The organism is Candidatus Trichorickettsia mobilis, from assembly GCF_963422225.1.
Lineage (GTDB): Bacteria > Pseudomonadota > Alphaproteobacteria > Rickettsiales > Rickettsiaceae > Trichorickettsia > Trichorickettsia mobilis_B.
This window is the reverse complement of sequence record NZ_OY728607.1, coordinates 869,648-895,095: the sequence shown is the minus strand read 5'-3', so window position 1 is coordinate 895,095 and position 25,448 is coordinate 869,648. Positions and strand designations below refer to the sequence as shown.

Here is a 25,448-nt window from a genome sequence, read left to right as displayed (position 1 = left end):
AACGCTCAAATTCGTGGGGATATATCAGATAACGAGGAGCCGTTAGGCTTCGTGGTGATCCAATTGCAGCTCAAGTATGGAGAGTATTTAATAAAGACTGGATTGCTTCGATTTTTAACAAAATCTATGAAGACTTTTTCTAAAAACACTCACGGTAGCGACAGTCAAATTTATGCTTAATTGACTATAAACTGATAACCATCGTATAATGGCCTAATATTTTTTGGTAGTCTGGTTGATATTTCATGGTAATCAATAGTATGTTGCATGTTGGTTAAGAAGATTTGCTGCGGTTGATATTCTTCATTCCATTGTAATATTTTATCAAGCCCAGCATGAGTTTTAGTGGATTGATCACCAGTGCAATCTAAAACCCAAATCCCAATATTATACAAATATTGTTTAGACTCTACCGGAAAATCAGCTATATCACTGGAATATACAAAGTTTCTAATCCTAATTCCGATACTGTCAATTGGTCCATGATGTTGTCGGAATAGCTGTAAGCTAAGATTTCCTATATCCAATCTATCAAAGAAACCCACCTCATTCATGATCAACTGCTTATTAGCAAATAAATACTGATAGCGATGCTCAACTGCTGTAGCTGTAGTATGATCAGTATAAATATTTAAAGGTTGTTGCTGAATTCGTGTGAACAACCTTAAATTATCAATCCCAGCAACATGGTCTGCATGATCGTGCGTTAATATTGCCCCATCTAGTTTATTGATTCCAGCTCGCACTATTTGATCTTTTATGTCAAAGCCAAAATCTACCAGGATTTTACTATTCTCATCACTAATAAATATTGCGGATCTAGTTCTTTTATTGTAGCGTGAATTTGATTTACAAACATTACAGCTGCAACCAATCATCGGTACACCAACTGACCCTCCACAACCTAACACTGTTACATGAAACATATAGATACAACAAAATGTTTGAAATATTTTATAACTTTTACGGTTGGAATCAAAAATTATTTATACTGATAAACCTTAACACTAATATTGGTATATTGCCATATTTTTTACAAATTATTACCTGGTCTTTTTTTATTGGTAATTTTGCTGTATATTATATAGTCAGTGCTACTTATTTTTATCTAAAATTACAAAAAATTTCTGACATCACTCAACGAAATTTAAAATTTTGGTTTATTTATAATGAACTGGCAAAAATTGCGATAATGTATATAGTTTTTGGCCTGGTATATAGTTTGCTTAAATTCTCTTTTAATTTACCTCGGCCATTTTGCTCATTACCACCAATAAGCTTTGTCACTATAACTGACATTAGTACGGAAAGATGTCTGTCCAGCTTTCCTAGTGCTCATACAGGCCTTGCTTTATTGATAGCATATTGTACTTGGTCATACCTGAACATCAAACAAAAGCTCTTTGCTGCTGGCATAGTGTTGATGGTTGGTTTATCACGAATTACTTTAGCAATGCATTATCCAGCAGATATTCTTTATTCTTTTTTGATTATTATTTTGGTAATTATGATTGGTAATGTAATTTATGGATTGTTAACACAAAATCTGCTTAAAACTATTGGCAATATTATAAATATTAAATTATTTGCAAATTGATTGATATATTTTCATGACAAAAGATAGAGAGGGTATTGCTATACCACTTAAAATAGCGAATATAGCAATACCACTGCCGGATATCCATATTACAGCTAATAAAAAATGGATCTTGCCATGGAAAGCATATGGCACTAAATTGATTCCTATCTGCCATTTAATAATTGAACATGATGCTACTCTAATTTTACAAAGAGCAACTTATGTAAAGCATTTAAAAATAGGAAAGAATATCATCGTCGAACCAATCAATTACTTGCATGTACTGATAGATACTACAGAAATATCAGTTACCGGAGAAAACAGTATAATGGAAGATTCCAATTAATATTAATTAGATTGATTCAAACCAAATGATACTAATTAATACTCAACAACAATTAGATGAATTTTGTGATATCATCATTAATGACTCAAAAATAGTCTGTATTGATACTGAGTTTGAGCGTAGACATACATATTACGCAGAGTTAAGCATTATCCAAATTATTAGCAATAACCATCAGCTAGTGATCGACGCGCTCGCTGGTTTAAATCTGACTAAAATCAAAAGTATCTTGTTAAATGATCAAATTTTGAAAATATTTCATTCTCCACGAGAAGATTTTGAAATTTTTTACCAGCTATTTAAAAAATTGCCAAAGAACGTTTTTGATACGCAACTTGCTGCTAGAGTGGCTGGACTAGGAATTGCATTAAGCTATGGTGATTTATGCAAAATGATTTGTGGTGTTGATATCGATAAAACTTATCAAACAGCTAACTGGCTACAACGCCCACTACCACATCAAATGTTACAATACGCAATTATAGATGTAGAATATCTGCACGCAATTTATCAATATTTACAGAACATTATAGATTTTCATCACTTAAATGATATTTATAATAATACAATTATCACTTTGTTGAGAACAGAAAATTACACTGTAAAATTTACTGAGGCCTGGAAAAAGGTGAAATTTCAAAACCGTTCTAAAGATTTTATTTGTCGAATGCAAATAATTGCTGCTTTCCGTGAAAGCTGTGCAATCAATATCAATATCCCTAAAAGGCATTTCGCTACCGATGATGATTTGATAAAAATTTGCCACTCTTTGCCTATAACTACAAAAGAATTACGTAGATTACAGTTGCATAGCCTGCATATTGTCAAAGAAAAATATACAAATCAACTTTTTGATTTATGCTTAGGGTTACGTGAATCTAAGGAATTACTTGATTTTGATATAAATTTTAGCTAAAGCGCCTAATTCACCTAAAGTGGGGTTTAAATATATACTACTTGCTTGTGAGAGAAGTCTATTAACTACACAATTTTTAAATATTCAAAATAAACTTTTCTTACAGCGTAAATCCAAAGAACACATACTAATGTAAAAATCACCATTAATATTGGTGAAATAGAAGTAAAGGTAGCGGCTGGAAATATTGTAAAGATGAGAGATTGTACCAAACCACTTGATGATTTTCCTATTTTAGAACTAACAACGTCTACAGCAGCTTTACCTTTGGTTTTTAGTTCATCATCTAAGGGTATATAAAGCATTTGTATGGAAGTGTCCCAGATCGAGTATTTACTACCTTTTGCCAATATATTTTGTAATGCTCCAATTGAGACAGCAAGTGCTAATGGGGTCATTATTATCGCGCCATCAAAAAAGCTTAATATTTGGTGATCGAATACTACCAGAAGAAAAAAAGCAATTCCTGTAATCATAATTATAATTGGAGATATTACAGCCGCTGCAAACCAACTATGGCTACGCATAATATTGTTACTGATGATAGTCATGACAATGATTGCAACGCCAGTCCAAAGAATATATAAGCTATTAAATTCAGCATAACTATTCACTGTAGGGTATAATTCTTTGATTTTTGCTTTCCATACCGCTTCAACCAAGTTAATTGCGAACCCAAAAGCCGCTGAACAAACTAGCATTAACCATAGATATTTTGATTTTGCAATATATCTAAAACTATGCATGATGCTCATTTTTTCTTTCGTAGATCTTGGAGCTTTAGCTCTATTATAAAATGTTGGGTTGGTCATGACATTAGTGCCAATAAATCTTACCAACAAACATGATAATAATGCAAAGATTACTACACAAAGTACCGATACCTGTGTTAAAACTACTTTGCTGTTGGCAACCTGGATAAAATATTGCATGATTGTACGTTCAGAAGCTAAATTCATCATTAATAATCCTACAAATATTAGTGATGAATTACCAAATAAAGAAAACAAAGTATAAAATCTTTTTGCTTCTTCGGTAGTAGTAATTTCATTAGCAAACTGCCAAAATAATAAAACATAAAAAATATTCGGCCATAGCTCAGCTAAAGTATAAAAAATAATATAGCCCCAGTTTCCAGCTAATGCTATATACCACTTTAAATGAGGATGAGCAGACATTAGCTGATCTAGTGCAGTGGCATCCATGTGAAAGTAGCTAATATTAGGATATAATATAAATGCAAAAATAGCAAAAAATCCAATAAAGACACTAATAAGGTAGTAATAGATTTTTTCAAAGTTTAAATGGTTAACTAGTTTTGCGTAAATAATTACAAAGATGGCTGCTGCTGGAGTGACACAATAAACCTTAGCAAAACTAGCGACTTCAGCGCTAATTTCTGAGATCAGGATACTGTCTTTAAGAATTCTGAGTACATTTTGATTAAATAAAATACAAAACATTAGTCCAGAGATTGGTATAAATTTTCCAAGTTCATGATGGTGTATTGGCCAAAAAATCCTTCTGAATCGGTTCTTAAATAAATACGAATGTACATCCACTATGAATACGTTCCTTTGTGAGCAACTTAGAGCTTGTCTGACACGTGCATCTAAGAGGTGATTTGTCGTTAAAACTCGTCTTCCGTTTTGCAACAAACAAGAGACTGCTTGAGGCACTCGACTTCGTTTTGTCTAAAAAATTCCTCTCTTATTCTACTTTTAAGACAGGCTCTTAAATTAACGGATTTAAAAAAGATCAACTATTTTTAGTAGCACTTTATGATCAAGCTCACTTGTAAAACTAAACCTCTTCTATGATACCATGCCATTTTTGTCAACAGCAATTTAGCTTTACTAATAAAAAAGAATTATGGCGCAAGCAGTTTACCATTTTTAATCTTTGTTAAAGCTAAACGTAGTAATGGAGTAATACCATTTTTGCTAATCGCTGAAATTGCGAATATATCTTTATGGCCAGTTATTTTTTGTAATAATACAATTTTTTGCTGAATTTCGTCATCTAGTAAAGCATCACATTTATTTAAGCAAATTATAATATCTTTATTCTTAATGGATTCTGAATATGAAGCTAATTCATGTCTAATAATTTGGTAATCATTTTCTATATCTTCGCTTATCACATCAATTAAATGAATTAATACACTGCAGCGCTCTATGTGTTTTAAAAACTTATCTCCTAGGCCATGGCCAGTATGAGCCCCCTCAATTAAACCTGGAATATCAGCTAATATAAATTCTTCATCGTCTAGATAAACTACTCCAAGCGTTGGTACCAAAGTCGTAAATGGATAGTCGGCAATCTTAGGGGAGGCAGCAGTTACTGCCGATAAGAATGTTGATTTGCCGGCATTAGGTAGTCCGACGATACCTACATCAGATAATATTTTAAGTCGGAGTTGAACTGGTAACTCGCAGCCAATTTCTCCTTCAGTTCTTCGACGTGGTGCTTGATTGATTGAAGATTTGAAATGGCTATTGCCTAATCCCCCAGTTCCACCTTTTAAGATCTCAAAACATTGATTAGCAGTCACCAAATCATATAATAACAAACCATCATCAGTAAAAATTTGAGTACCTATTGGTACTTTAAGTATTAATGGTTGACCTGATTTACCAGTTTTGTTTGCACCCTTGCCATTTTTACCGTCTTCTGCTTTAAAATGCTGTTTATAACGAAAATTTACTAAAGTATTTAAATGCAGATCTGCTTCAAATATAATACTACCACCACTACCACCATCACCGCCATCAGGCCCGCCCATATCAACATATTTTTCTCGACGAAAACTAATACAGCCATTCCCACCATCGCCTGCTTTTAAATATATTTTAGCCTCATCAATAAAATGCATAATTTGGATATTTTTAGATTTTTATTTAAGAGGGTAGATGTAGGTAAAACGTTAAGATGATTTTTAGAATATTTTTTTATATTTCAAGGCTAATTTTATGATAATAGTGGTGCTATTAGAATAAAATTTGAAGTAGAAAGATAAGAAAACAGGCAAAAATTCAATTAACGTTTTGTTTGCATCTACCCTCTAATAAAGCTTTAAAATTTATGTAGTTCTTTCAGTTCTAGCATCACTTATGACACTATACATCAATTACTGAAAATACTTCAAATTATAATTTCTAATTTTTTGCTTATATCATTATTTTTACCACTGCGGTCTTTGCTCTTTACGTGGTATTGATGATTTTTAGGTGATTTGGTTTGAGATTTATGTAATTTAATAATTTTTTTAGCTAATTTAATTACAAATGATGGTTCTATACCAGCTTCAATACATAATTCTTGAAAATATTCACTTCCACCAAAAATCCAGGCTTTTGCTTCCATTTCCAGTTTTTTTGCTTCGCGAAGATTTGAAGTGTTAGTAGCATCAATGATTGCTTGGGTAATAATTGCTTTTCGCAAACTAATATCAGGGGAAGCTTCATATGATTTTAAGCGTTCGAAAGGAGCTTGGGATTTAATTACATTTGACATAATAATATCCGCTAATAAATTTGAATAACATTATAGTATACAATTTATGTAATCTATAGTGTATTTTTATAAAAGTAAAATAATCTTTAGTTGTATAATTTGTATAAGATTGAAGTTATAATATAGCGATTTTTAGCTTAATGCTAAGAGGTTGTATATAATACTCAGTTGCTAATTAAAATGTTTTATGAAAGCTCGTCAATGATATCAGTTTTAACCGTCATTCTGAGAGCACAGCAAATGTGGGAATCCAGCAAAAAATAATGATTTAAGTAAATACTTGATTAACACAAAGGTTAAAGCTGCCTCGGTTCAGGCATAAAAGCTAGAGTCTTGTGTGGGTTTATAGCTTCTCCAGTGGATTATGGTACGTCAAATATGCTGCGTCTCAGTTGTGCGCAACAAAGTAATCTACCTAGCTCTTCCATTAACGTACCATAATCCAACTGGCTTTGCTATAGTTGGCAACTGTGGTGGTTAGTCTTTTGTAATTGAGTTCTGGTGAGTGTTGATTCAAGGTTTTTCAGTTTTGGTTCTAGATCGGAATGACATCAAGAGCATCTAAAAAACCTCAAATGCTCACGAGTTCTATAAACTAGAGTTTGTGGAGTTAAATTTTAAGAACAGTTTTGGTTGGATACTAGCTAATACGATATTTTAAACTTTTTTCTTGGAGGAATAAAGACGGTTTTATCTTCAGTCGGTACATCATCATTACTTGGTGTTTTTTCCATAATCCCAACATACCAGTTTGTATTACGTACTAAACTAATGATATTCCAACCGTCATCCATATCTTTTTTAATACGTTCTAAATCAGCAGGATTGTCGACGAAAGAAATTAATTTTTGGGCAGCACGGTTTTTTGATGACATAAGTTTAATCAATTAAGTTAATTACAATATTTAATATTTAGATATTATCCGTAAATTTTATTTTTGTCACTTGTTAAATTTAAATAAAAATAAAAGGCTCTGCTTTAAGCAGCAGAACCTTTTATTTAATAGAGTATATTAGATTAATTATTTAATAATTTAATTAATCTAGTAATCTACCTGTTTCTTGTACTAATCTATCGGCTAATACTACGGTAGCAATAGCACCTTTAATACGAGCTACTGACTCTTTAAAGTTATTTGAATCATCTTCATAATTGGTATTCAAATAACCATTAGCTGAATCATCCTGTACTTGAACAGAGTTTGATAGAGCAGCAGAAGCGTTTTTCAAGCTTTCAATTTGTCCACCAATTGATGATAAACCATTAGTTACTATATCACCTACTGTAGTTGCAATAAGAGTTTGAGCAGTAAGTTGGTTAGCAGCGTTTAGTAAGTTACCTGCGGCAGCAGCATCTAACTTTGAAACAGTTTGTTGTAGGTTGGGAGCACTAACTGTAATAATATCAGTCATTAATATCCCGACTCTAACGTTTAGCGGAGCATTAGCTACAGAGGTTGCAACGTTACCATCAAAAAGAGTCCTACCATCAAAAGTTGCTCCTAAGAACTGGCGGTTAAGATCAGTAGTATTGGCTACATATAACGCATTTAGAGCAGCTAAAGTTGTAGGGTTTGCGGTATTAGCCTGAGCAATAATATCCTGTAGTCCTACAAGCTGTTGCTTTCCTGCTAGTAATATTGATTGTGCAACTTTAAGCAGATTAATACCATAAGAAGCACTTTTAGAGACGCTTTTTAGCACTGATGCTGTATCACGTAATTGCGCACCTACTACATAATCTACGATATTAGCTTTACTTCTATCGCCAGTAGCTAAACGCTCACCGCTTTCACGTAACTTTAACGGTAGCTGCTTTCATTGCATAGCCAGCGATCTGGCTAATTGGATTAATAAAATCGGTCATATTCCTATTTCTCCTTATTATAAATTTATTATTGAGTCATTATAAATTTATTATTGAGTCATTATAAATTTATTATGCATGAACTTAATAATGGCTCAATAAGACGTTAATTTACACTTATCAGTAATCTATAAACAACTTTAGATTACTTAAAATAAGCAGAACTCGTATCAAACTTCTGATTATTAAATAATTAATCTAGTAATCTGCCTGTTTCTTGTACTAATCTATCGGCTAATACTACGGTAGCAATAGCACCTTTAATACGAGCTACTGACTCTTTAAAGTTATTTGAATCATCTTCATAATTGGTATTCAAATAACCATTAGCTGCATCATCCTGTACTTGAACAGAGTTTGATAGAGCAGCAGAAGCGTTTTTCAAGCTTTCAATTTGTCCACCAATTGATGATAAACCATTAGTTACTATATCACCTACTGTAGTTGCAATAAGAGTTTGAGCAGTAAGTTGGTTAGCAGCGTTTAGTAAGTTACCTGCGGCAGCAGCATCTAACTTTGAAACAGTTTGTTGTAGGTTGGGAGCACTAACTGTAATAATATCAGTCATTAATATCCCGACTCTAACGTTTAGCGGAGCATTAGCTACAGAGGTTGCAACGTTACCATCAAAAAGAGTCCTACCATCAAAAGTTGCTCCTAAGAACTGGCGGTTAAGATCAGTAGTATTGGCTACATATAACGCATTTAGAGCAGCTAAAGTTGTAGGGTTTGCGGTATTAGCCTGAGCAATAATATCCTGTAGTCCTACAAGCTGTTGCTTTCCTGCTAGTAATATTGATTGTGCAACTTTAAGCAGATTAATACCATAAGAAGCACTTTTAGAGACGCTTTTTAGCACTGATGCTGTATCACGTAATTGCGCACCTACTACATAATCTACGATATTAGCTTTACTTCTATCGCCAGTAGCTAAACGCTCACCGCTTTCACGTAACTTTACGGTAGCTGCTTTCATTGCATAGCCAGCGATCTGGCTAATTGGATTAATAAAATCGGTCATATTACCTATTCTCCTTATTAAAGATTTATAATAATTAAACTTATTGAGACATTATAAATTTATTAATGTAATAATGAATTTATACTGACTCACTAAGATATTAAATTTGCACTTTCGGTAATTTATTAATAAATTATTAAATCACTTGGTAATGCGTAAATATCTTAACATAATGATATTAAGCAAAACTCATGCCAAACTTCATTGTTTTTCGACTAATGATGAAAAGATTTATCCTCAATGTAGTATTTTAGCAAATTCATTGTCGGCATAATTGATCAATAAGTCTAGCTGAATTTTGATTGCAATGTGATCAAAAGCCTTGGAATCAAGGCTTTTTAAGAGACAAGATTATTTGGACAGTAAGATTTTTATGAAGATAAAATGTTTTTTGCTTTCAGCAATGTGGCGAGCTCATTGGTATCGTACATTTCTCTGATAATATCACAACCGCCAATAAATTCACCTTTAATATATATTTGGGGGATAGTAGGCCAATTGCTAAAATCTTTGATTGCTTGACGTAAATCGGCTGAAGTTAGTATATTAATGTCTTTGAACGGTACGCCAAGTTTTTTAAATATTGATACTACTACACTGGAGAACCCACATTCCGGAAAATCTGCAGTACCTTTAATAAATAATACTATATCGTTGTTGGTAATTTCATTTTGGATATAATCAAAATTTTCATTTGCTGTCATAATTAAAACCATGATAAAGATTATATCTTAATTGCCAGAAATTTTATCACTATGCAAGTTAAAATCGTTGAGCAAATATTTAGTGAGCTCCATAAACATAACCAAAATCCGGTTACAGAATTAAAATACAACAATAATTTTACATTATTAGTTGCTGTGGTATTATCAGCGCAGGCTACTGATTTGAGTGTGAATAAGGCAAGTAGTGATTTATTCTTATATTATAATAGCCCGGAAAAAATGTTGGCTTTGGGTGAAGATGGGCTCAAAAATTATATCAAAACAATAGGCTTGTATCATACCAAGGCGGCAAATATTATAAAAACTTGCCAAGCACTGATTGAAAGGCATAACGGGCAGGTGCCAGCATCATTTGAAGAATTAATAAAATTGCCTGGTGTTGGAGTTAAAACCGCAAATGTAATTCTAAATTGCGCATTTGATCAGCCAACTATTGCGGTGGATACTCATGTATTTCGTGTATCTAAAAGGTTGGGTTTGGCGCATGCACAGCAGCATCAGCAAGTGGGAGTAGAGTTATTACAAGTAATTCCACTAAAATGGCAAAAAATTGCCCATCATTTATTGATTTTACATGGTCGGTATATTTGCAAAGCACGTAATCCTGACTGTAAGAATTGTTGTATACAGAAATATTGTGAATATTATAAAAAAATTTACAGCAAATAATTTTAAAAATAAAGAATCATATGAAAAATCTTGAAATTCTGCCATATCCAGAAATTAAACCTATAACAGATGCTGCGAAAAGATTGGTAGTATTTTTACATGGTCTTGGTTCTGATGGCCATGACTTGATTAGTTTGGCACCTTTAATGCAAGATGCTTTGCCTGATTGTCATTTTATTTCACCGCATGCGGTGCAGCAGTTTGACATGGCGCCGTACGGCAGGCAATGGTTCAGTTTGAATAATCGGACGTTAGAAAAAATGCAGCAATTAATTATTCCCAGTGCTGAATTATTGATGAACATAATTATTGATAAACAACAACAACTGAATCTTACTAATCGTGAGACCATAATTATTGGTTTTTCGCAAGGTACGATGATTGGGTTATATCTTACGTTAATACAAGCGCAACCTTTTGCCAGCATGATTGGCTTTTCAGGAAAGTTGATCAATCCTGCTGCTTGCGTGAATAAAAAAACTCCGATCTGTTTAATTCATGGCGATGCTGATGAGGTGGTGGATATTAGTGAGATGTCAAATATTGTTGATTATCTAGCAAAGCATAATATAAAATACTCAAGCTTAACAGTGCCAAATCTAACGCATTCAATTGATGCTAGTGGGATTGAGTATGCTCTAAAATTTATAAGCGATAGTATGGAAGTATAAAATATGAATAACCTAAACCAGAGTTTACTTGAAGTAGATCATGAAGTTGCCGCGATCATTGATTTAGAATATGCAAGACAACGTGATTGTATTGAACTGATCGCCTCAGAAAATTTTGCCAGCGCTGCGGTAAGAGCCGCGCAAGGCTCAATCTTAACTAATAAATATGCTGAGGGCTATCCTGGTAAACGTTATTATTGCGGTTGTCAAGAAGTAGATAAAATTGAAAAATTAGCAATTGAGCGAGTGAAAAAACTATTTGGTTGTGAATATGCAAATGTCCAGCCGCATTCTGGTTCGCAAGCTAATCAAGCAGTGTTTTTGGCTCTATTACAACCAGGAGATACAATACTTAGTATGTCTATGGATAGTGGGGGACACTTAACTCATGGGGCATTGCCTAATATGTCCGGCAAATGGTTTAAAGCAGTCCATTATGGAGTAGATCCTGAATCTGAATTAATCGATTATGATCAAGTCGAGATTCTAGCAAAGTTTCACCGTCCTAAATTAATCATTGCTGGCTATTCTGCTTACACACGTAAATTAGACTTTGCTAAGTTTAGAGCTATAGCTGATCTAGTTGGGGCATATTTTATGGCTGATATTGCGCATATAGCAGGATTAATAGCTGCTGGTTTTCATCAAAGTCCATTAATGTACGCAGATGTGGTGACTTCTACTACTCATAAAACTTTGCGTGGCCCACGTGGTGGGATTATTTTATCAAATGATCAGGAATTTGCAAAAAAAATTGACTCCGCACTTTTTCCTGGCTTGCAAGGAGGTCCATTGATGCATGTAATCGCGGCCAAAGCTGTGGCTTTTGCTGAAGCGTTGCATGATGATTATCGGCAATATATTAAGCAGGTTTTGCTTAATGCAAAAATTTTGGGTGAAACCTTACAAAAGAATGGTTATAAAATATTGACCGGTGGTACTGATAATCACATGGTTATTGTCGATTTACGGAAACAGAATATTACCGGCAAAATTGCTGCTGAATCATTAGATCGAGCTGGGATTGCTTGTAATAAAAATAATATTCCTTTTGATACTACTTCACCTTTTGTCACTTCTGGCATCAGGTTAGGTAGCCCTGCATGTACCACTAGAGGATTTAAAGAACAGGAATTTATCCAAATTGGTGAGTTGATTAGCGATATTTTACATGGACTAACTAATACTCAGGATAATTCTGCGATTGAACATCAGGTGCTGGAAAAAGTTTTAACACTTACTAAGCAATTCCAGTTATAGTTTAGAGAGTTCAGAGCGCCATACGCGCATAAGTTAAGGAAATGAAGTAATCCAGTCTTGCTTGAGATGCTCCCTCGTCATTGCGAGGAGCTTTAGCTCCAAAGCAATCCAGTTATAGTTACTCGTTTTACTGGATTGCTTCGACTTCGTCTCGCAATGACGGTTAGTATCGTCTCTTTTCCTTAACTTGACACGTATGGTTCAGGACGCTGCATCAGTAATCTATTTAATATATTGAATTATGAAATGTCCATTTTGTCATCAACCAAATACATTTGTTAAAGATTCTAGAGATACTGAAGAAGGAAAAACAGTGCGTCGTCGACGTTATTGCGAATTATGTCAGGGGCGGTTTACTACATTTGAAAGAATCCAGTTGCGTGAATTATTAGTAGTCAAAAGGACGGGAGTAAAAAAACCTTTTAATCGTCATAAAATAGAACAATCTATTACCACAGCATTACGTAAACGTAATATATCAAATGACCAGATTATTGCCCTTGCTGATAGAATAGTTCTGGAGCTGGAAAGTAGTAATTTGCGGGAAATCCCAACTCGTAAAATTGGTGAAATTATTATGAATGAGCTGGCAAAAATTGATCAGGTGGCTTATATACGCTTTGCTTCAGTATATAAGGATTTTAGTAGTGCTCGTGATTTTGCAATGTTCATTAGTAAAATAAAACAAAAAACACCATAAGTAGTAGTTTTGTAACGGACGCTATTGACTATTTTCTGTGATTTTGCTATTCTATAGGCTCCAATGGTGCCTGAAAAACACCATAAAATACACCGGTTTATTCCGAACCGTTACCCCGGACTCCTTAGGCTTTAAGCTGGGAGTCCCTCTACTATACAATAGTGCCTTGAGCATAAAGGTAGCGGGGCATGAGTGTATCCATGGTTTTTCAGCTCCCGGCACCAGATTTTATCAAGATTAGTGAAAGAGTTTTGGATATGGAGTATAATTTTATTGCGGACTTATTGGCCAAGTTTGTTATTTGTTCTGATTTTATCAAAGCCGCCATTATTATTGATATTGGTATAATATCGGTCAGTCTATTCTATTTTATTAAACAGACTATTACTGAATCAATTAGGTTGATTAGAATTTCTAGCTCCTGTGACTAGCTCCTGTAAAGTTTTCTAAACATCATAAATTTTTTGTTAACTTTGTTGTCATGCTGAACAAGTTTTTAGCATCTTTCGAAGAAAAAAGATCCTGAAACAAGTTCAGGATGACAATTTGACTTGAATCAGCAAAAAAATTTGCGATTTTTAGAAAACTTCGCAGAACCTAGCAAAACTAATGATTTTTGAAATAATTTTGTACGCAATGCCTAAATATATGGCTTGATTCTTTTGGAAAATTAGTGCATATTCCTTGTTGTTTATATAGGGCGATTAGCTCAGTTGGTAGAGCGCCTCGTTTACACCGAGGTGGTCGGCAGTTCGAGTCTGTCATCGCCCACCAACCCCGTTTAACTTTAGTTATATTTATGAAAACTCAAATAAAACAGTGGCTATTTATTGTTACAGGACTCGCTATTATAGGTGGTGGAGTGTTTTTTGGTAAATTTCAGGTGGTCAATGCTGATGTCAAAGAAGCCCAGAAATTTGAAGATTGGACAATTGTCTGTAATAAAGATGAGCAAAAAAAACAGCTTTGTTTTCTAAGTCAGCAAGTATCCATTACTAAGGATGATAAAGCACAAGTTATAGCTGTATACCAGGTTGGTTATTTCGATAAAGAAAAGAAGCTAAAAATGATCCAAATATTGCCGTTGGGAGTAAATTTACAAGCTGGTACTTCAATTATTAGTGACGAGAAGAATCTAGTCGCTCCAGGCAAATACAGTTTATGTACTGCTGTTGGTTGTCATGCTGTGGCAGAGTTGTCAGATAAGGATTTAAATACTATACTTAGTAGTGCTACTAACATGCTAGGGTTTATGAATGAAGGTAAACAGGTTAATTTACCTATTTCAAATAAAGGCTTGAAAGATGGTATAGAAGCCTTGAAGAAATAGAAAATTTACGAAGGTTTTAGAAATATTTAAGAGCCTAGATGAAAACAAGAATTATTCTTGCATCTAGGCTTTTATTATTTGTATCTTCTACCAGTATAGTTTGTCCATTAATATCTAAGCGTCATAAATATATAGTTTAAATTTACAACACTCACTTCGAAGGGTTATATAACATCAATAGGTTGTGTGATGGCAAGAGAAGGCTTGAATTCTTTGTTATAAAGAAGAGCTGCCATACATAGCGGATGAGTAGGAGATAAATGGAAAACAGTTATACTAAAACTTAGCTTAATTTAAGTATATTCGTTGACTCAGCACGCTTCCATACGGATAGCGCTTGGATTTTATTGGTGGAGACGAAGGGAATCGAACCCCCGACCCTCTGCGTGCAAAGCAGATGCTCTACCCCTGAGCTACATCCCCACAAACTATAATTTCGCTGAGCTTTAAAGTAAGCGAAACATATATAGCGATTCTTATATAAGATTATTATATATTAGTCAATAGACCTCTTATATAATGGTGGGCTTGAGAAGACTTGAACTTCCGACCTCACGCTTATCAGGCGTGCGCTCTAACCAGCTGAGCTACAAGCCCATCGTATAGCTGTATGCTATAGTCAATTCAGTAGAATTTGGTGCGTTATTGATCAAAGTTCACCTATTATTTATAGGCTTCACTCCTCAGCTCTAGCACCAAATTCTACTGAATTGACTATAAGCATACATAGCTATAAAACAAATAACACCTAACAAACATAGCATTAAGCCGGCTAATATATATGTCTTTTCAATGAGTGAGCCAATTTTATTCAATTATCTTTATATGTCAAGAATTAAAGAAAAATATTGCTACATCAATTATTCTTCTTCAGAATAAAATGATTCAACAAACAAATTGATGCTTGCAAAAATTTGATAATTATGTATAACATATTTTTCCTTCACTAAAAAATAAGATGGTTTTTAGTGTTTAAAAGGCCCCTTCGTCTAGAGGTTAGGACGTCACCCTTTCACGGTGAAAACACGGGTTCGAGTCCCGTAGGGGTCACCAAGACTTACTTTTGTTTTATAAGCATACTTAATTGTGAAAAAGTTGAGAGGAACTTATCGCTTAAGGATAACTAAAGCATCTGAAACAGGTCTCAGTACTGCTTTACCCATTCCTTCATCACTATCTCCAACTGTAGCATTCACTACTACTCCATCTAAAAACATTGTTGATGAGCCACCACCATCAAGATTAAGCGCCTTAATACACCCTAATTCTATCATTAATTTTGCTAATTCTGGTAAAGTCAAGCCAACAGCCATTGTTTTGCTCTGTAATTGTTGCTCCACCACAGCTAAAGCCTCAAGTATATTTGTAGTTGCTAATTTCTCACCATAATAACCTTCTCTTCTAAGCATATCCTGCACTTGTCCCAGGGTAACTTCTCGCAGTGGTTGTGCGTATAAATGTTCTGCTACCACTATAACAATAGTCCCATCGGCACGAAAACCAATAGCTGTCCTAGCATGAGGGTGTAAAGTAAAGCTTTTGCTACCAAATTTTTCTAATTCAGCTACAATTTTTCCTTCATTGATTAATATAGGAACTCCCATGACACTGTCAGTTAAATAAACTTGCTCTTGTTCTTGTTCAAAATTAAGATCCAATTCAATTGGATCTCCAACCTTAACGAAAGGCAATTGATAAGTATGTGGTAATGACAATATCCACCCAGAAGAAGGAATAACGCTATCTCCATGTTTAAAGATTTTAGCGATAATATTTTCATTGCTAATTAAAAATTCATCACGGTCATATGACGTTAATGTACTATAGCCCCATAGAGAATTATATAGAGCTGTTTCATTCTCTTTAATAAACTGATTTACTTTATCGACATTTATTTCTTTATTGTTGAATTTAACTTTAACATTAGAACGGATAAACATAATATCAATGCTATTGTTAGCTAATATCAGTGAAGCTTGAGGATTTTTGGCTACACTCAAGATTTTACCATTAATAACCAAATTACCACTGGGACGCCCATCTTCACTATTACCTATTTCAAAAAACCCTGCATTTATCGCAGCAACAGCATTTTTACGTAACGCTATTGCCGGAACTGTTTCTCTTCCGAACACTCCATTATGAGCCTTAACCAGTTCAAGACGGTAAAGAGCTGGGTCAATTGTGAGAATATGGATTACATGGGTAAGAGGCTGTAGTTTTTGGTATTCCAATCCTTTTCCTTTGTACGATTTGTTGGCTGCATTAATATAAAAATTATTAAAGACAAACATTAAAAATAAGCTTAGTTTTAAGAGCTGCATAAATTTTAATTTCCCTTTCCCATAAGTTATTGTAATAATTCTGCCACCATTAGCTTAGCTAAATTATTAATTACTCCATATAACTAAAAAATAAGATGAAATTCAACCTCAGAATGATATCTTTATCAGCTAATCATCAAAAAATCATTATCCAAATGCCACTACTTCAATATGGCTACCGCTTAATTAATAAATTTACTGATAATGAATTAGTGCAGAAAATAGGCGTGCGTAAAATTATTATATTTCTCGCTTGCATAATTATAATAGCTATAACTTATTCAGGTAATAATCATCCTAAACCAACTGACATAAAAGTTGTACGCCCGGTACGCACTATTAAAGTTGAACATAAAATTGCGGGACAGTCATTATCTTTAACTGGCGAAATTTTAGCAAAAAATGAAATAGAACTTGGCTTTCGTATCGATGGAAAATTGATCGAACGCTTGGTTTCAGTTGGCGATATGGTTACCCCAGGACAAACTGTTGCTCGTATTGATCCACAAGATGCCAAAGATAATCTTATTACTGCTAAATCAAATTTTAGTGCGGCTCAAGCTTTACTGACACAAGCTATTAGTAATGAAGCACGACAAAAAACCCTGCTAAGCAAAGGCGTAGTCACCAATGCAAGATATGAGGATGCTGCCACACAATTACAATCTGCACAGTCAAAAGTTGAAGCAGCTACAGCTAATTTAAACCAAGTACAGAGCCGTCTTGAATATACTAATTTACAAGTTGATGTAGCTGGGGTAATAACGGCAGTTATGTCCGAGGCTGGAGAAGTAGTGAGAACCGGACAAGCCATCATGCGTGTAGCTACCGATGAAGGACGAGACGCTGTATTTAATGTGCCAGAACAATTATTTCAAAATAAGCCTGATGGTGATTTATCAGTAGAAGTATCTTTAAGCCTTGACCCTCGTATTAAAACTATTGGACGTGTCAGAGAAGTCTCTCCACAAGCAGATTCTCTTACTCGTACCTTTACCGTTAAAGTAGGCTTAACTAATCCTCCAGAAGCAATGAAACTTGGTTCAACGGTTACCGGTAGTGTAGTGTTAAGCAAAGGTTCGGCTATCGAGCTACCAGTAATGTCTTTGAATAAATCTAGTTCAAGCCCAGCTGTATGGGTAGTTGATCCCAATAGTAGTACAGTGCTCTTAAGAAATATTAAAATAATTGGTTATACCCAGAATTCTATTATAGTTTCTGAAGGTCTACAAAATGGTGAAGTCGTGGTAACAGCAGGAGTTCACTCGCTATACCCTGGACAACAAGTTAAATTATTAGACAGTAGTAAGTAATATAATGAAAGAGCGCTTTAATCTCTCACAATGGGCTATTAATCATCGCGAACTGGTATGGTACCTGATGATTATGTTAACAATCGCCGGGATTATGTCCTATAAGCGCCTTGGTCGTAATGAAGATCCTGTTTTCTCGATTAAAACCATGCTGATCCAGGCAAAATGGCCTGGAGCCACCATTGATGAAACCATGAACCAAATTACTGAACGTTTAGAAAAAAAACTACAAGAAACTCCTAATATAGATTTTGTACGTAGCTTTACTACTCCAGGATCATCAACTATTTTTGTTAATTTAAAAGGCTCTACTCCAGCAGCCAAGGTGCCAGACTGCTGGTATCAAGTGCGTAAGAAAATTAATGATATCGCCGTCACTTTACCGCAAGGAGTAGTAGGACCATTCTTTAATGATGAATTTGGTGATACTTATGGCATTATTTATGCTTTTACTGCCGATGGTTTTTCTGGACGCGAACTAACGGATTATATTGAAGATATACGCTCCAAACTTTTACAAATAGCAGATGTATCAAAAATAGAAATTTTAGGCAATCAGGATGAAAAGGTTTACCTTGAATTTTCTACCAGGAGACTGGCTGGCCTTGGTCTCAAACCAATGGAATTTATTCAAATGTTACAAGCACAAAATTCTGTAAAACCAGCAGGGGTGGTGCAAACAGAAAATGAAACCATATTATTACGAGTTTCCGGTGGATTCCAGTCAGAGGCAGATCTACGTGAGGTGAATATTAATATAAACGGTAAATTATTTCCATTAAGTGATATTGTAACTATCAAAAGAGATTATATCGATCCTCCTCAAACTCTATTTAAATTTAATGGAAAAGCTGCTATTGGCCTTGCTATTTCTATGACTGCAGGTGGAGATATTTTAGCTCTCGGTGAAAATGTTAAAGAAGCAATGCAATCCATTACTGCTGACTTACCAATTGGTATTGAACATCAGTTGGTAGCTAATCAACCTACAGTAGTAGAAGAAAACATTGCTGAGTTCATGAAGGCATTAGAAGAAGCTTTCATGATCGTGCTATTTGTAAGTTTCTTAAGCCTTGGCCTACGCGCAGGAGCGGTAGTTGCTTGCTCGATTCCATTAGTATTAGCCATAGTCTTTCTGGTGATGGAACTTATGTCTATTGATCTGCAAAGAATTTCCTTAGGAGCATTAATTATTGCCCTTGGGTTACTTGTTGATGATGCAATGATTACCGTTGAAATGATGATTATGAAGCTGGAAGAAGGCTGGGATAAAGTTCGTGCAGCTACTTTTTCTTATACTTCCACCGCTTTTCCAATGCTTACTGGCACACTTGTTACGGTAGTAGGATTTATACCCATCGGTTTTTCTCGTAGCTCTGCTGGTGAATATGTGTTCTCCTTATTTGCGGTGATTGGTATTGCTTTGATTGCTTCCTGGTTTGTAGCAGTAGTGTTTACTCCAATAATTGGTCTGGTTATCCTTCCGGATAAGCTGCAACATCATGATCAACAACAAAGTAAATTATCACAATTTTTTCGTACCATTTTATTGTTGGCAATGCGTGCTCCTAAAAGAACTATCGGTATCACAGTAGCATTATTTATAATCTCAATTGCAAGTATGAAGTATATTCCTCAGCAATTTTTTCCATCATCTGATCGTCCAGAACTGCTGGTAAATATGCAACTACCACAAAATTCTTCTATATTTGCTACCACTGCAGAAGTAGCAAAACTGGAACAATTACTGGAAAATAATCCTGATATTGTGCGTTGGAGCTCTTATATTGGTCGTGGTGCAATCCGTTTTTATTTACCGCTAGATGCCGCTCAACCAAACCCATCTTTTGCTCAAACAGTAGTTGTAACTAAAAATATCGAAGCACGAGAACGTGTGCGAAGTTATTTACAAAAAGAATTTAAAGAAAAATTTGCGGCAATAAATAGCCGCATCATGCCTTTGGAAATGGGGCCGCCTATTGGTTGGCCACTGCAATATCGAGTAAGCGGTCATGATTTGGAACAAGTCAGAGATATAGCTTATCGTCTTGCTGAAATTATTGGTTCAGAATCACAAGTTCAAGATATTAATTTTGATTGGATCGAACCAGCGCGAGTATTACGAATCAAAGTTGATCAGAATCAAGCAAAACTTCTGGGTATCAGTTCAGAAAATCTGGCTGCTGCATTAAATGCAGTAGTGTCTGGAATGAAAATTACTCAAATACGCGATAGTATTTATTTAATAGATGTAGTAATTCGAGCAGAAGCTTCGCAGCGTGTCTCACTTGATTCTTTAAGTACGCTACAGATCTCCACTTCAAGTGGACGTAAGGTTCCATTAATGCAAGTTGCCAAGGTGGAATATGAACAGGAATATCCTTTAATTTGGCGTCGAGATCGTCTGCCTACTATCACTGTGCAAGCTGACACTACTGCAGCAGTTTTACCTGCAACTGTGGTGAAAAGGCTACAACCTAAAATTTTAGAACTTAATGCTCAATTACCAGCTGGATATCATATTAAGACCGGTGGTTCAACTGAAGAGAGTGCTAAATCTCAGGCTGCAGTTGCGGCTGTGGTGCCATTAATGACTATAATTATGGTAACCCTGCTGATGATACAGTTACAAAGCATCCAACGTGTTATTCTAGTCCTAAGCGTAGTACCTTTAGGCCTAATCGGAGTAGTTGCTATACTGTTGATTGCTAACAAACCATTAGGATTTGTGGCTATTTTAGGAATTATTGCCTTGATTGGTATGATTATTCGTAATTCAGTTATTATTATAGATCAAATTGAAACTGAAATTGCTCATGGCTTGCCACACTGGGATGCTGTTGTTGCCGCAACAATGCATCGTTTTCGTCCGGTAATTCTGACTGCGGCAGCTGCAATTCTAGGAATGATTCCAATTGCTCCCACAGTATTCTGGGGACCTATGGCCTATGCTATCATGGGTGGGCTTGCAGTCGCTACAATACTTACGCTAGTGTTTTTACCAGCCTTATATTGTGCATGGTTTAAGGTTGTAGAATAGACCTCTCTATTGTGATCTACAGCAAGAGAGTTAAAAACTATCTTATGCCTAGATGGTGACAGTCAAATTTGTCAGAATTTGGTTATGCAAAACAAAGTAAATCACTGCTGCGCTTCCCACCTATTTTAACTGTCACCATTTAACTCTAACTCTAACTTTAGCTATATTATAGTTGATTAGGTTGAGTTAGCATAATATCACCTTGAACTGATGGTTCCGAAACAACCCATGAAACAAGTTCAAGGCATGATTAGGATGACGGATGACATTGCGTGTTCGAAATCGATAATTAATAAGATGCTGCTCTGGAACAGCTACGAAGAGGTCTAATGAATTCATCATGATGACTTCATAAAATTAAAAGCTAATTCAACTGTTTTAACTATAAATTCAATTTTTTAAATATTATGTATTTTTATACTAGATTAAATTCTTCTTATATATTAAACTTACGATTTAATAATCAATAAAAATACAGATATGCTAGGTTTAAATAAAGAACAAAAAGAATGTATTGGATTATTATCAATAGGCACTTTTCTAGAATATTTCGACCTAATGCTCTATGTGCATATGGCTGTTCTTCTAAATGAGTTATTTTTTCCAGCAACAGATGCTCATGCAGCTAAATTAATCTCTGCTTTTGCTTTTTGTTCTGTTTTTGTTACCAGACCAATAGGGGCGCTATTATTTGGTTACATAGGAGACAATATAGGGCGTAGAGCGACTGTTATTATCACAACAACAATGATGGCTTGTTCCTGTGTTGTTATGGCTAATCTCCCAACTTATGAACAAATTGGTATCACCGCTGCTTGGATAGTAACGATATGCCGAGTCGTTCAAGGGATGTCTTCAATGGGAGAAATAGTAGGAGCTGAGCTTTACATGACTGAGATTACTAAACCGCCAGTGCAATATCCGGTTACAACCTTAATTGCGGTTTTCTCTGTTATAGGAGGAAATGTTGCATTAGGAGTTGCTTCTTTAGTGACTTCTTTTGGTTTTAATTGGCGAATTGCCTTTTGGATTGGAGCAGGTGTTGCCGTTATTGGAGCCATAGCCAGAACTCGTTTAAGAGAAACTCCTGATTTTGTTGATTTTAAACGAAAAGCTAAAAAATATCTTGAAGTGCTTAATCGAACCCCGGAGCATATAGAGGCTGTTCTAAATTATCCTACTTTTCAAGAAAAAGTCAATAAAACTACACTACTTTCCTTGTTCCTAATACAATGCAGCTGGCCCGTATGCTTTTATTTTGTATATATTCACTGTGGACATATCCTTAAAGATTCTTTTGGCTATAGCGCTGAACAGGTTATTCATCAAAATTTTATAGTGTCAATGATGAATTTATTAGGCTATCTAATAATAACTTATTTAAGCTATAGAATTCATCCATTAAAAATTATTAAAGTAAAATTAATTATATTTTCAATATTTATCTTAATTTGTCCATATTTGTTATCTAATATTAAAACTGCGAATGATTTGTTTTTAATTCAGTCATTTATCATGCTATTCATTCTTAGTGCTGCTTCAGCGATGTCTGTTATGTATAGTCATATTCCTATTTTTAAACGTTTTACTTATGCTGGCTTAATGTTTGCTTTATCACGTGCTATAATGCATGTTATCACTTCTTTTGGCCTTGTTTATTTAGTTGAATATTTTGGTCATTGGGGATTACTGGTTATTATGATTCCGGTATGTATTGGATTTGGATTCGCGGTATTTCACTTTGAAAAACTTGAAATAGAAGCAGGTAATTTAAGCTAAAAGGTAAAGACCTCTCTCACAAACTCTACCTCTGCAGGTAATTGTACCGTTGTGCTTAGAGGGTAGATGTAAACAAATTTTATGTATAGCTTCTCCAGTTGAATTATGGTACGCCAAATATGCTACGTCTCGGTTGTACGAAACAAAGTAATCTACCTCGCTTGACTAGAATCAAAAAGAATATGAAAAACTGATAAATTAATGTTACTCAAAAGAACTCTAGTCGAAACTGTTATTGGCAGGATAAAACTTCTTGATAAACTGGAGCATTCAAGACATAGATCGCCTACAAACGCTTTTAGTCATATGGTAGCATGTCTAATCAATTATCAGTTGCTTAGAACAAAAGCCTTCAATTAAATCTTTGCTACAGTTAGATGAATTAGCTGCGCATATTAATTGGCAACTGGAGTTTATATAACTATCAAAGTAGCAAATGTTGGCTCATACATAAATGTTATATTAACCTTAGCCTGGATGGACATAATCATAAGAACTTGAAGTAAAATAGTCAGATGCTACTTTGCAGAACGTATTCTGACGATCCCTAAAAACAATAAGAAATTAGTCCACATCTGCAAAATAAAAACTAGAATCTCAAGCTCTGGTAAAATCATCCACACCAAAGGTTGTATTAATGTTGTTGCTCCACCAGCAAACAGTACTAAACGTGTACAAGCTTTCATATTAGTTCTAGGGCCTAATAAATTAGTCAATAGGTAAACCAAAACAATGGTTAAACTTTTATCTAGTAAAATACCAATAAACCGTTTTAATACTACAAGAGGCGTTAATATATAGATAAAAATTGTTGGTGCATTAACAAAAATATTGGCAAAATGCTTTTTTAAGGTAGCTTCATTCAATATTTTGGCATCGACACCAAGTATTCTGAAGTATTCTATAGGAATAGATATACGTTTCTTATCATTAGCCTCAAAGAAGAAGATTAATATATTACTACTAGTAAAAATTATTGGAATCTTTTCTTTATCAACATGTGGCAATTGATTATTAGGATCTAGTACTGCAAGTACATTATTATTTTTATCCTTTAAATATACTGGGGTTTCTGCTTCTGCTTTGATGTTCATACCGTCATATACAAGTTCTGGTAATTGTTGCATTATGTACTCAAAGGTTTCTGTATCTTTTGATATTGTGTTATGTACAAAATACTCTTTGAAAGCTACAACATAATTTAAGAAAAAAGCACAATAAATTAAAGACGAGAATAGTGAGAGAGTAAATATATACTTTAACCCGTATCCTTTGTATGAGTGATAAACATTTTGGTAAAAATCAACTGAACTCACTGAAAGCCATAATTGGCTAAATAGTGTTTTAACAAATGAGATAATATTTATTCGTAGTATCATAATAGTGGTAAATTAGTTAAAAATCTAAAGTGAGGGGAGTGTTCACTGAACTGTGTCATTTTAAAAATCGTCAAGCTTTGAGCAAACCTTTGGTTCGCGTGGCAATCCAGTCTTTATCAGCTCTTTGGGCTAATTTCTAGATTGCTTTGTCGTAGTTTTGCGCAAACTTTCTTGCAATGACGACATAAGAACGTCTAGTAACGTTCAATTTTAAAAATCGTGAAAATGGCCTCACTGCTACAAAACTGTCAATAACACTTGATTCTGAATCATAAATAGCTGCGAGGTAGCTAACTTTGCCAATTCCAGCATTTGAGTTAATTGCTGCTCAGAGAAAAATTTTTTTTCTGCTGTAGCCTGAACTTCAATAAGGCTGCCATTACCAGCAAAAACAAAATTTGCATCTACCTGAGCATTACTATCTTCTATATAATCCAAATCAGCTATAGCAGTATCATTGTATATACCACAGGAAATTGCGGCTACCTGCTGAGTTAAAGGATTAACTTTTAGTATTTTTTTATCCATTAACTTAGCTATAGCTAAATGTAATGCTATATAACTACCGGTAATAGCGCTGGTTCTTGTTCCACCGTCAGCATTAATTACATCACAATCAATGATAATTTGCCGCTCGCCAAGAAGCTTAAGATCCACAGCGGCTCGCATAGCTCGTCCTATTAAACGTTGAATTTCTTGTGTGCGTCCAGAGACCTTGCCTAAAGCTGCTTCTCTCTTTATACGCGTTTCTGTTGACCTTGGCAACATACTATATTCTGCTGTCACCCAACCTTGATTTTGTCCTCGTAAGAAAGATGGAACTGTGGCATCAAGAGTTGCTGAGCAAAGCACATGAGTGTTCCCACATTTTATTAAACATGAGCCTTCAGCATGTTTTAATACTGAGGTTTCAATGGTTACAGGTCGTAATTCGTTGTTTTTTCTGCCTAAATGTCGCATAAAATCGTTACTCATGTTAAAACTACTTGAAAATATAATAGTCAGTACTATAT

23 protein-coding genes, 4 tRNA genes and 1 pseudogene are annotated in these 25,448 nt (G+C 34.6%); 15 read left to right on the top strand and 13 right to left on the bottom strand.

Annotation, left to right across the window (positions count from 1 at the left end; translation table 11 throughout):
* Positions 1-176 precede the first annotated feature (176 nt).
* The gene (locus R2I74_RS04205) at positions 177-926 is read right to left on the bottom strand and encodes an MBL fold metallo-hydrolase (RefSeq protein WP_316354127.1); all 750 of its coding nucleotides are present in this window, start codon (positions 924-926) and stop codon (positions 177-179) included.
* Positions 927-940: 14 nt separating this feature from the next.
* Between R2I74_RS04205 and R2I74_RS04200 the strand changes: the two genes are divergently transcribed.
* The 3 genes from R2I74_RS04200 to R2I74_RS04190 are packed head-to-tail and all read left to right on the top strand — an operon-like array spanning position 941 to position 2,841.
* Entirely contained in the window at positions 941-1,597 is a 657-nt protein-coding gene (locus R2I74_RS04200; RefSeq protein WP_316354126.1) for a phosphatase PAP2 family protein, read from the top strand.
* A gap of 13 nt (positions 1,598-1,610) precedes the next feature.
* The gene (locus R2I74_RS04195) at positions 1,611-1,925 is read left to right on the top strand and encodes a hypothetical protein (protein WP_316354125.1); all 315 of its coding nucleotides are present in this window, start codon (positions 1,611-1,613) and stop codon (positions 1,923-1,925) included.
* Between the two features lie 25 nt (positions 1,926-1,950).
* Positions 1,951-2,841 (top strand): ribonuclease D, encoded by an 891-nt coding sequence (locus R2I74_RS04190; protein WP_316354124.1) that lies wholly within the window; start codon positions 1,951-1,953, stop codon positions 2,839-2,841.
* Between the two features lie 65 nt (positions 2,842-2,906).
* Here R2I74_RS04190 and R2I74_RS04185 read toward each other — a convergent pair whose 3' ends face one another.
* From R2I74_RS04185 to grxD, 7 genes are all read right to left on the bottom strand, one after another.
* Positions 2,907-4,403: an Npt1/Npt2 family nucleotide transporter gene (locus tag R2I74_RS04185; protein WP_316354123.1), complete on the bottom strand. Its 1,497-nt coding sequence runs from the start codon at positions 4,401-4,403 to the stop codon at positions 2,907-2,909.
* A gap of 308 nt (positions 4,404-4,711) precedes the next feature.
* On the bottom strand, positions 4,712-5,716 hold the full coding sequence (gene obgE, locus R2I74_RS04180; RefSeq protein WP_316354122.1) for a GTPase ObgE: 1,005 nt from the start codon (positions 5,714-5,716) through the stop codon (positions 4,712-4,714).
* A gap of 269 nt (positions 5,717-5,985) precedes the next feature.
* Positions 5,986-6,357, bottom strand: a complete 372-nt coding sequence (locus tag R2I74_RS04175) for a hypothetical protein (RefSeq protein WP_316354121.1) — start codon at positions 6,355-6,357, stop codon at positions 5,986-5,988.
* Positions 6,358-7,001: 644 nt separating this feature from the next.
* Complete coding sequence (locus R2I74_RS04170) at positions 7,002-7,232, bottom strand: DUF2674 domain-containing protein (RefSeq protein WP_316354120.1); 231 nt, start codon at positions 7,230-7,232, stop codon at positions 7,002-7,004.
* A gap of 163 nt (positions 7,233-7,395) precedes the next feature.
* The gene (locus R2I74_RS04165; protein ID WP_316354119.1) at positions 7,396-8,061 is read right to left on the bottom strand and encodes a hypothetical protein; all 666 of its coding nucleotides are present in this window, start codon (positions 8,059-8,061) and stop codon (positions 7,396-7,398) included.
* Between the two features lie 356 nt (positions 8,062-8,417).
* On the bottom strand, positions 8,418-9,245 hold the full coding sequence (locus R2I74_RS04160) for a hypothetical protein (RefSeq protein ID WP_316354118.1): 828 nt from the start codon (positions 9,243-9,245) through the stop codon (positions 8,418-8,420).
* A gap of 371 nt (positions 9,246-9,616) precedes the next feature.
* Entirely contained in the window at positions 9,617-9,949 is a 333-nt protein-coding gene (gene grxD, locus R2I74_RS04155; protein WP_316354117.1) for a Grx4 family monothiol glutaredoxin, read from the bottom strand.
* A 51-nt stretch (positions 9,950-10,000) separates the two neighbouring features.
* On the opposite strand from grxD, the gene nth reads away from it, so the two are divergent.
* From nth to R2I74_RS04120, 7 genes are all read left to right on the top strand, one after another.
* Positions 10,001-10,639, top strand: a complete 639-nt coding sequence (gene nth / locus R2I74_RS04150) for an endonuclease III (RefSeq protein ID WP_316354116.1) — start codon at positions 10,001-10,003, stop codon at positions 10,637-10,639.
* A gap of 20 nt (positions 10,640-10,659) precedes the next feature.
* Positions 10,660-11,310, top strand: a complete 651-nt coding sequence (locus tag R2I74_RS04145) for a prolyl oligopeptidase family serine peptidase (RefSeq protein WP_316354115.1) — start codon at positions 10,660-10,662, stop codon at positions 11,308-11,310.
* A gap of 3 nt (positions 11,311-11,313) precedes the next feature.
* The gene (gene glyA, locus R2I74_RS04140) at positions 11,314-12,570 is read left to right on the top strand and encodes a serine hydroxymethyltransferase (RefSeq protein WP_316354114.1); all 1,257 of its coding nucleotides are present in this window, start codon (positions 11,314-11,316) and stop codon (positions 12,568-12,570) included.
* Positions 12,571-12,811: 241 nt separating this feature from the next.
* Positions 12,812-13,270, top strand: coding sequence for a transcriptional regulator NrdR (gene nrdR, locus R2I74_RS04135; RefSeq protein ID WP_316354113.1), 459 nt, complete (start codon positions 12,812-12,814; stop codon positions 13,268-13,270).
* A 188-nt stretch (positions 13,271-13,458) separates the two neighbouring features.
* Positions 13,459-13,701, top strand: a complete 243-nt coding sequence (locus R2I74_RS04130; RefSeq protein ID WP_316354112.1) for a hypothetical protein — start codon at positions 13,459-13,461, stop codon at positions 13,699-13,701.
* Positions 13,702-13,968: 267 nt separating this feature from the next.
* Positions 13,969-14,044: transfer RNA gene (locus tag R2I74_RS04125), tRNA-Val, on the top strand.
* A 25-nt stretch (positions 14,045-14,069) separates the two neighbouring features.
* Positions 14,070-14,600 carry an invasion associated locus B family protein gene (locus R2I74_RS04120; protein WP_316354111.1) on the top strand — a complete coding sequence of 177 codons (531 nt, stop codon included), beginning with the start codon at positions 14,070-14,072 and terminating at the stop codon, positions 14,598-14,600.
* Between the two features lie 348 nt (positions 14,601-14,948).
* On the opposite strand, the gene R2I74_RS04115 is transcribed toward R2I74_RS04120, so the two are convergent.
* Positions 14,949-15,023: transfer RNA gene (locus R2I74_RS04115), tRNA-Ala, on the bottom strand.
* 97 nt (positions 15,024-15,120) lie between these two features.
* Positions 15,121-15,197, bottom strand: a tRNA-Ile gene (locus R2I74_RS04110).
* 381 nt (positions 15,198-15,578) lie between these two features.
* Here R2I74_RS04110 and R2I74_RS04105 point away from each other — a divergent pair.
* Positions 15,579-15,653 (top strand) — tRNA-Glu (locus R2I74_RS04105).
* A gap of 53 nt (positions 15,654-15,706) precedes the next feature.
* Here the strand turns inward: R2I74_RS04105 and R2I74_RS04100 are convergent.
* Positions 15,707-16,924, bottom strand: coding sequence for a phosphodiester glycosidase family protein (locus R2I74_RS04100; RefSeq protein WP_316354110.1), 1,218 nt, complete (start codon positions 16,922-16,924; stop codon positions 15,707-15,709).
* A gap of 95 nt (positions 16,925-17,019) precedes the next feature.
* Here R2I74_RS04100 and R2I74_RS04095 point away from each other — a divergent pair, with 95 nt between their 5' ends.
* The 4 genes and pseudogenes from R2I74_RS04095 to R2I74_RS08285 form a co-directional block, all read left to right on the top strand.
* The gene (locus R2I74_RS04095) at positions 17,020-18,237 is read left to right on the top strand and encodes an efflux RND transporter periplasmic adaptor subunit (protein ID WP_316354109.1); all 1,218 of its coding nucleotides are present in this window, start codon (positions 17,020-17,022) and stop codon (positions 18,235-18,237) included.
* Positions 18,238-18,241: 4 nt separating this feature from the next.
* The gene (locus R2I74_RS04090) at positions 18,242-21,277 is read left to right on the top strand and encodes an efflux RND transporter permease subunit (protein ID WP_316354108.1); all 3,036 of its coding nucleotides are present in this window, start codon (positions 18,242-18,244) and stop codon (positions 21,275-21,277) included.
* Between the two features lie 480 nt (positions 21,278-21,757).
* A complete protein-coding gene (locus R2I74_RS04085) occupies positions 21,758-23,056 on the top strand; it encodes an MFS transporter (RefSeq protein ID WP_316354107.1) in 1,299 nt (432 codons plus the stop codon).
* Positions 23,057-23,217: 161 nt separating this feature from the next.
* Positions 23,218-23,477: pseudogene (locus tag R2I74_RS08285) on the top strand (transposase); the annotation flags it as partial.
* Between the two features lie 97 nt (positions 23,478-23,574).
* On the opposite strand, the gene R2I74_RS04080 reads toward R2I74_RS08285, so the two are convergent.
* Both R2I74_RS04080 and rph read right to left on the bottom strand, forming a co-directional pair.
* Positions 23,575-24,435, bottom strand: a complete 861-nt coding sequence (locus R2I74_RS04080; protein ID WP_316354106.1) for a DUF1189 family protein — start codon at positions 24,433-24,435, stop codon at positions 23,575-23,577.
* A 237-nt stretch (positions 24,436-24,672) separates the two neighbouring features.
* Entirely contained in the window at positions 24,673-25,395 is a 723-nt protein-coding gene (gene rph / locus R2I74_RS04075; protein WP_316355288.1) for a ribonuclease PH, read from the bottom strand.
* Positions 25,396-25,448 lie beyond the last annotated feature (53 nt).

Excerpts from the sequence above, each read along its gene's own strand:
- R2I74_RS04205 (WP_316354127.1), bottom strand. The coding sequence starts at position 926 with ATGTTTCATGTAACAGTGTTAGGTTGTGGAGGGTCAGTTGGTGTACCG.
- R2I74_RS04200 (WP_316354126.1), top strand. The coding sequence starts at position 941 with ATGTTTGAAATATTTTATAACTTTTACGGTTGGAATCAAAAATTATTT.
- R2I74_RS04195 (WP_316354125.1), top strand. The coding sequence starts at position 1,611 with ATGACAAAAGATAGAGAGGGTATTGCTATACCACTTAAAATAGCGAAT.
- R2I74_RS04190 (WP_316354124.1), top strand. The coding sequence starts at position 1,951 with ATGATACTAATTAATACTCAACAACAATTAGATGAATTTTGTGATATC.
- obgE (WP_316354122.1), bottom strand. The coding sequence starts at position 5,716 with ATGCATTTTATTGATGAGGCTAAAATATATTTAAAAGCAGGCGATGGT.
- R2I74_RS04175 (WP_316354121.1), bottom strand. The coding sequence starts at position 6,357 with ATGTCAAATGTAATTAAATCCCAAGCTCCTTTCGAACGCTTAAAATCA.
- R2I74_RS04170 (WP_316354120.1), bottom strand. The coding sequence starts at position 7,232 with ATGTCATCAAAAAACCGTGCTGCCCAAAAATTAATTTCTTTCGTCGAC.
- R2I74_RS04160 (WP_316354118.1), bottom strand. The coding sequence starts at position 9,245 with ATGACCGATTTTATTAATCCAATTAGCCAGATCGCTGGCTATGCAATG.
- grxD (WP_316354117.1), bottom strand. The coding sequence starts at position 9,949 with ATGACAGCAAATGAAAATTTTGATTATATCCAAAATGAAATTACCAAC.
- nth (WP_316354116.1), top strand. The coding sequence starts at position 10,001 with ATGCAAGTTAAAATCGTTGAGCAAATATTTAGTGAGCTCCATAAACAT.
- R2I74_RS04145 (WP_316354115.1), top strand. The coding sequence starts at position 10,660 with ATGAAAAATCTTGAAATTCTGCCATATCCAGAAATTAAACCTATAACA.
- glyA (WP_316354114.1), top strand. The coding sequence starts at position 11,314 with ATGAATAACCTAAACCAGAGTTTACTTGAAGTAGATCATGAAGTTGCC.
- nrdR (WP_316354113.1), top strand. The coding sequence starts at position 12,812 with ATGAAATGTCCATTTTGTCATCAACCAAATACATTTGTTAAAGATTCT.
- R2I74_RS04130 (WP_316354112.1), top strand. The coding sequence starts at position 13,459 with ATGAGTGTATCCATGGTTTTTCAGCTCCCGGCACCAGATTTTATCAAG.
- R2I74_RS04120 (WP_316354111.1), top strand. The coding sequence starts at position 14,070 with ATGAAAACTCAAATAAAACAGTGGCTATTTATTGTTACAGGACTCGCT.
- R2I74_RS04100 (WP_316354110.1), bottom strand. The coding sequence starts at position 16,924 with ATGCAGCTCTTAAAACTAAGCTTATTTTTAATGTTTGTCTTTAATAAT.
- R2I74_RS04095 (WP_316354109.1), top strand. The coding sequence starts at position 17,020 with ATGAAATTCAACCTCAGAATGATATCTTTATCAGCTAATCATCAAAAA.
- R2I74_RS04090 (WP_316354108.1), top strand. The coding sequence starts at position 18,242 with ATGAAAGAGCGCTTTAATCTCTCACAATGGGCTATTAATCATCGCGAA.
- R2I74_RS04085 (WP_316354107.1), top strand. The coding sequence starts at position 21,758 with ATGCTAGGTTTAAATAAAGAACAAAAAGAATGTATTGGATTATTATCA.
- R2I74_RS04080 (WP_316354106.1), bottom strand. The coding sequence starts at position 24,435 with ATGATACTACGAATAAATATTATCTCATTTGTTAAAACACTATTTAGC.
- rph (WP_316355288.1), bottom strand. The coding sequence starts at position 25,395 with ATGCGACATTTAGGCAGAAAAAACAACGAATTACGACCTGTAACCATT.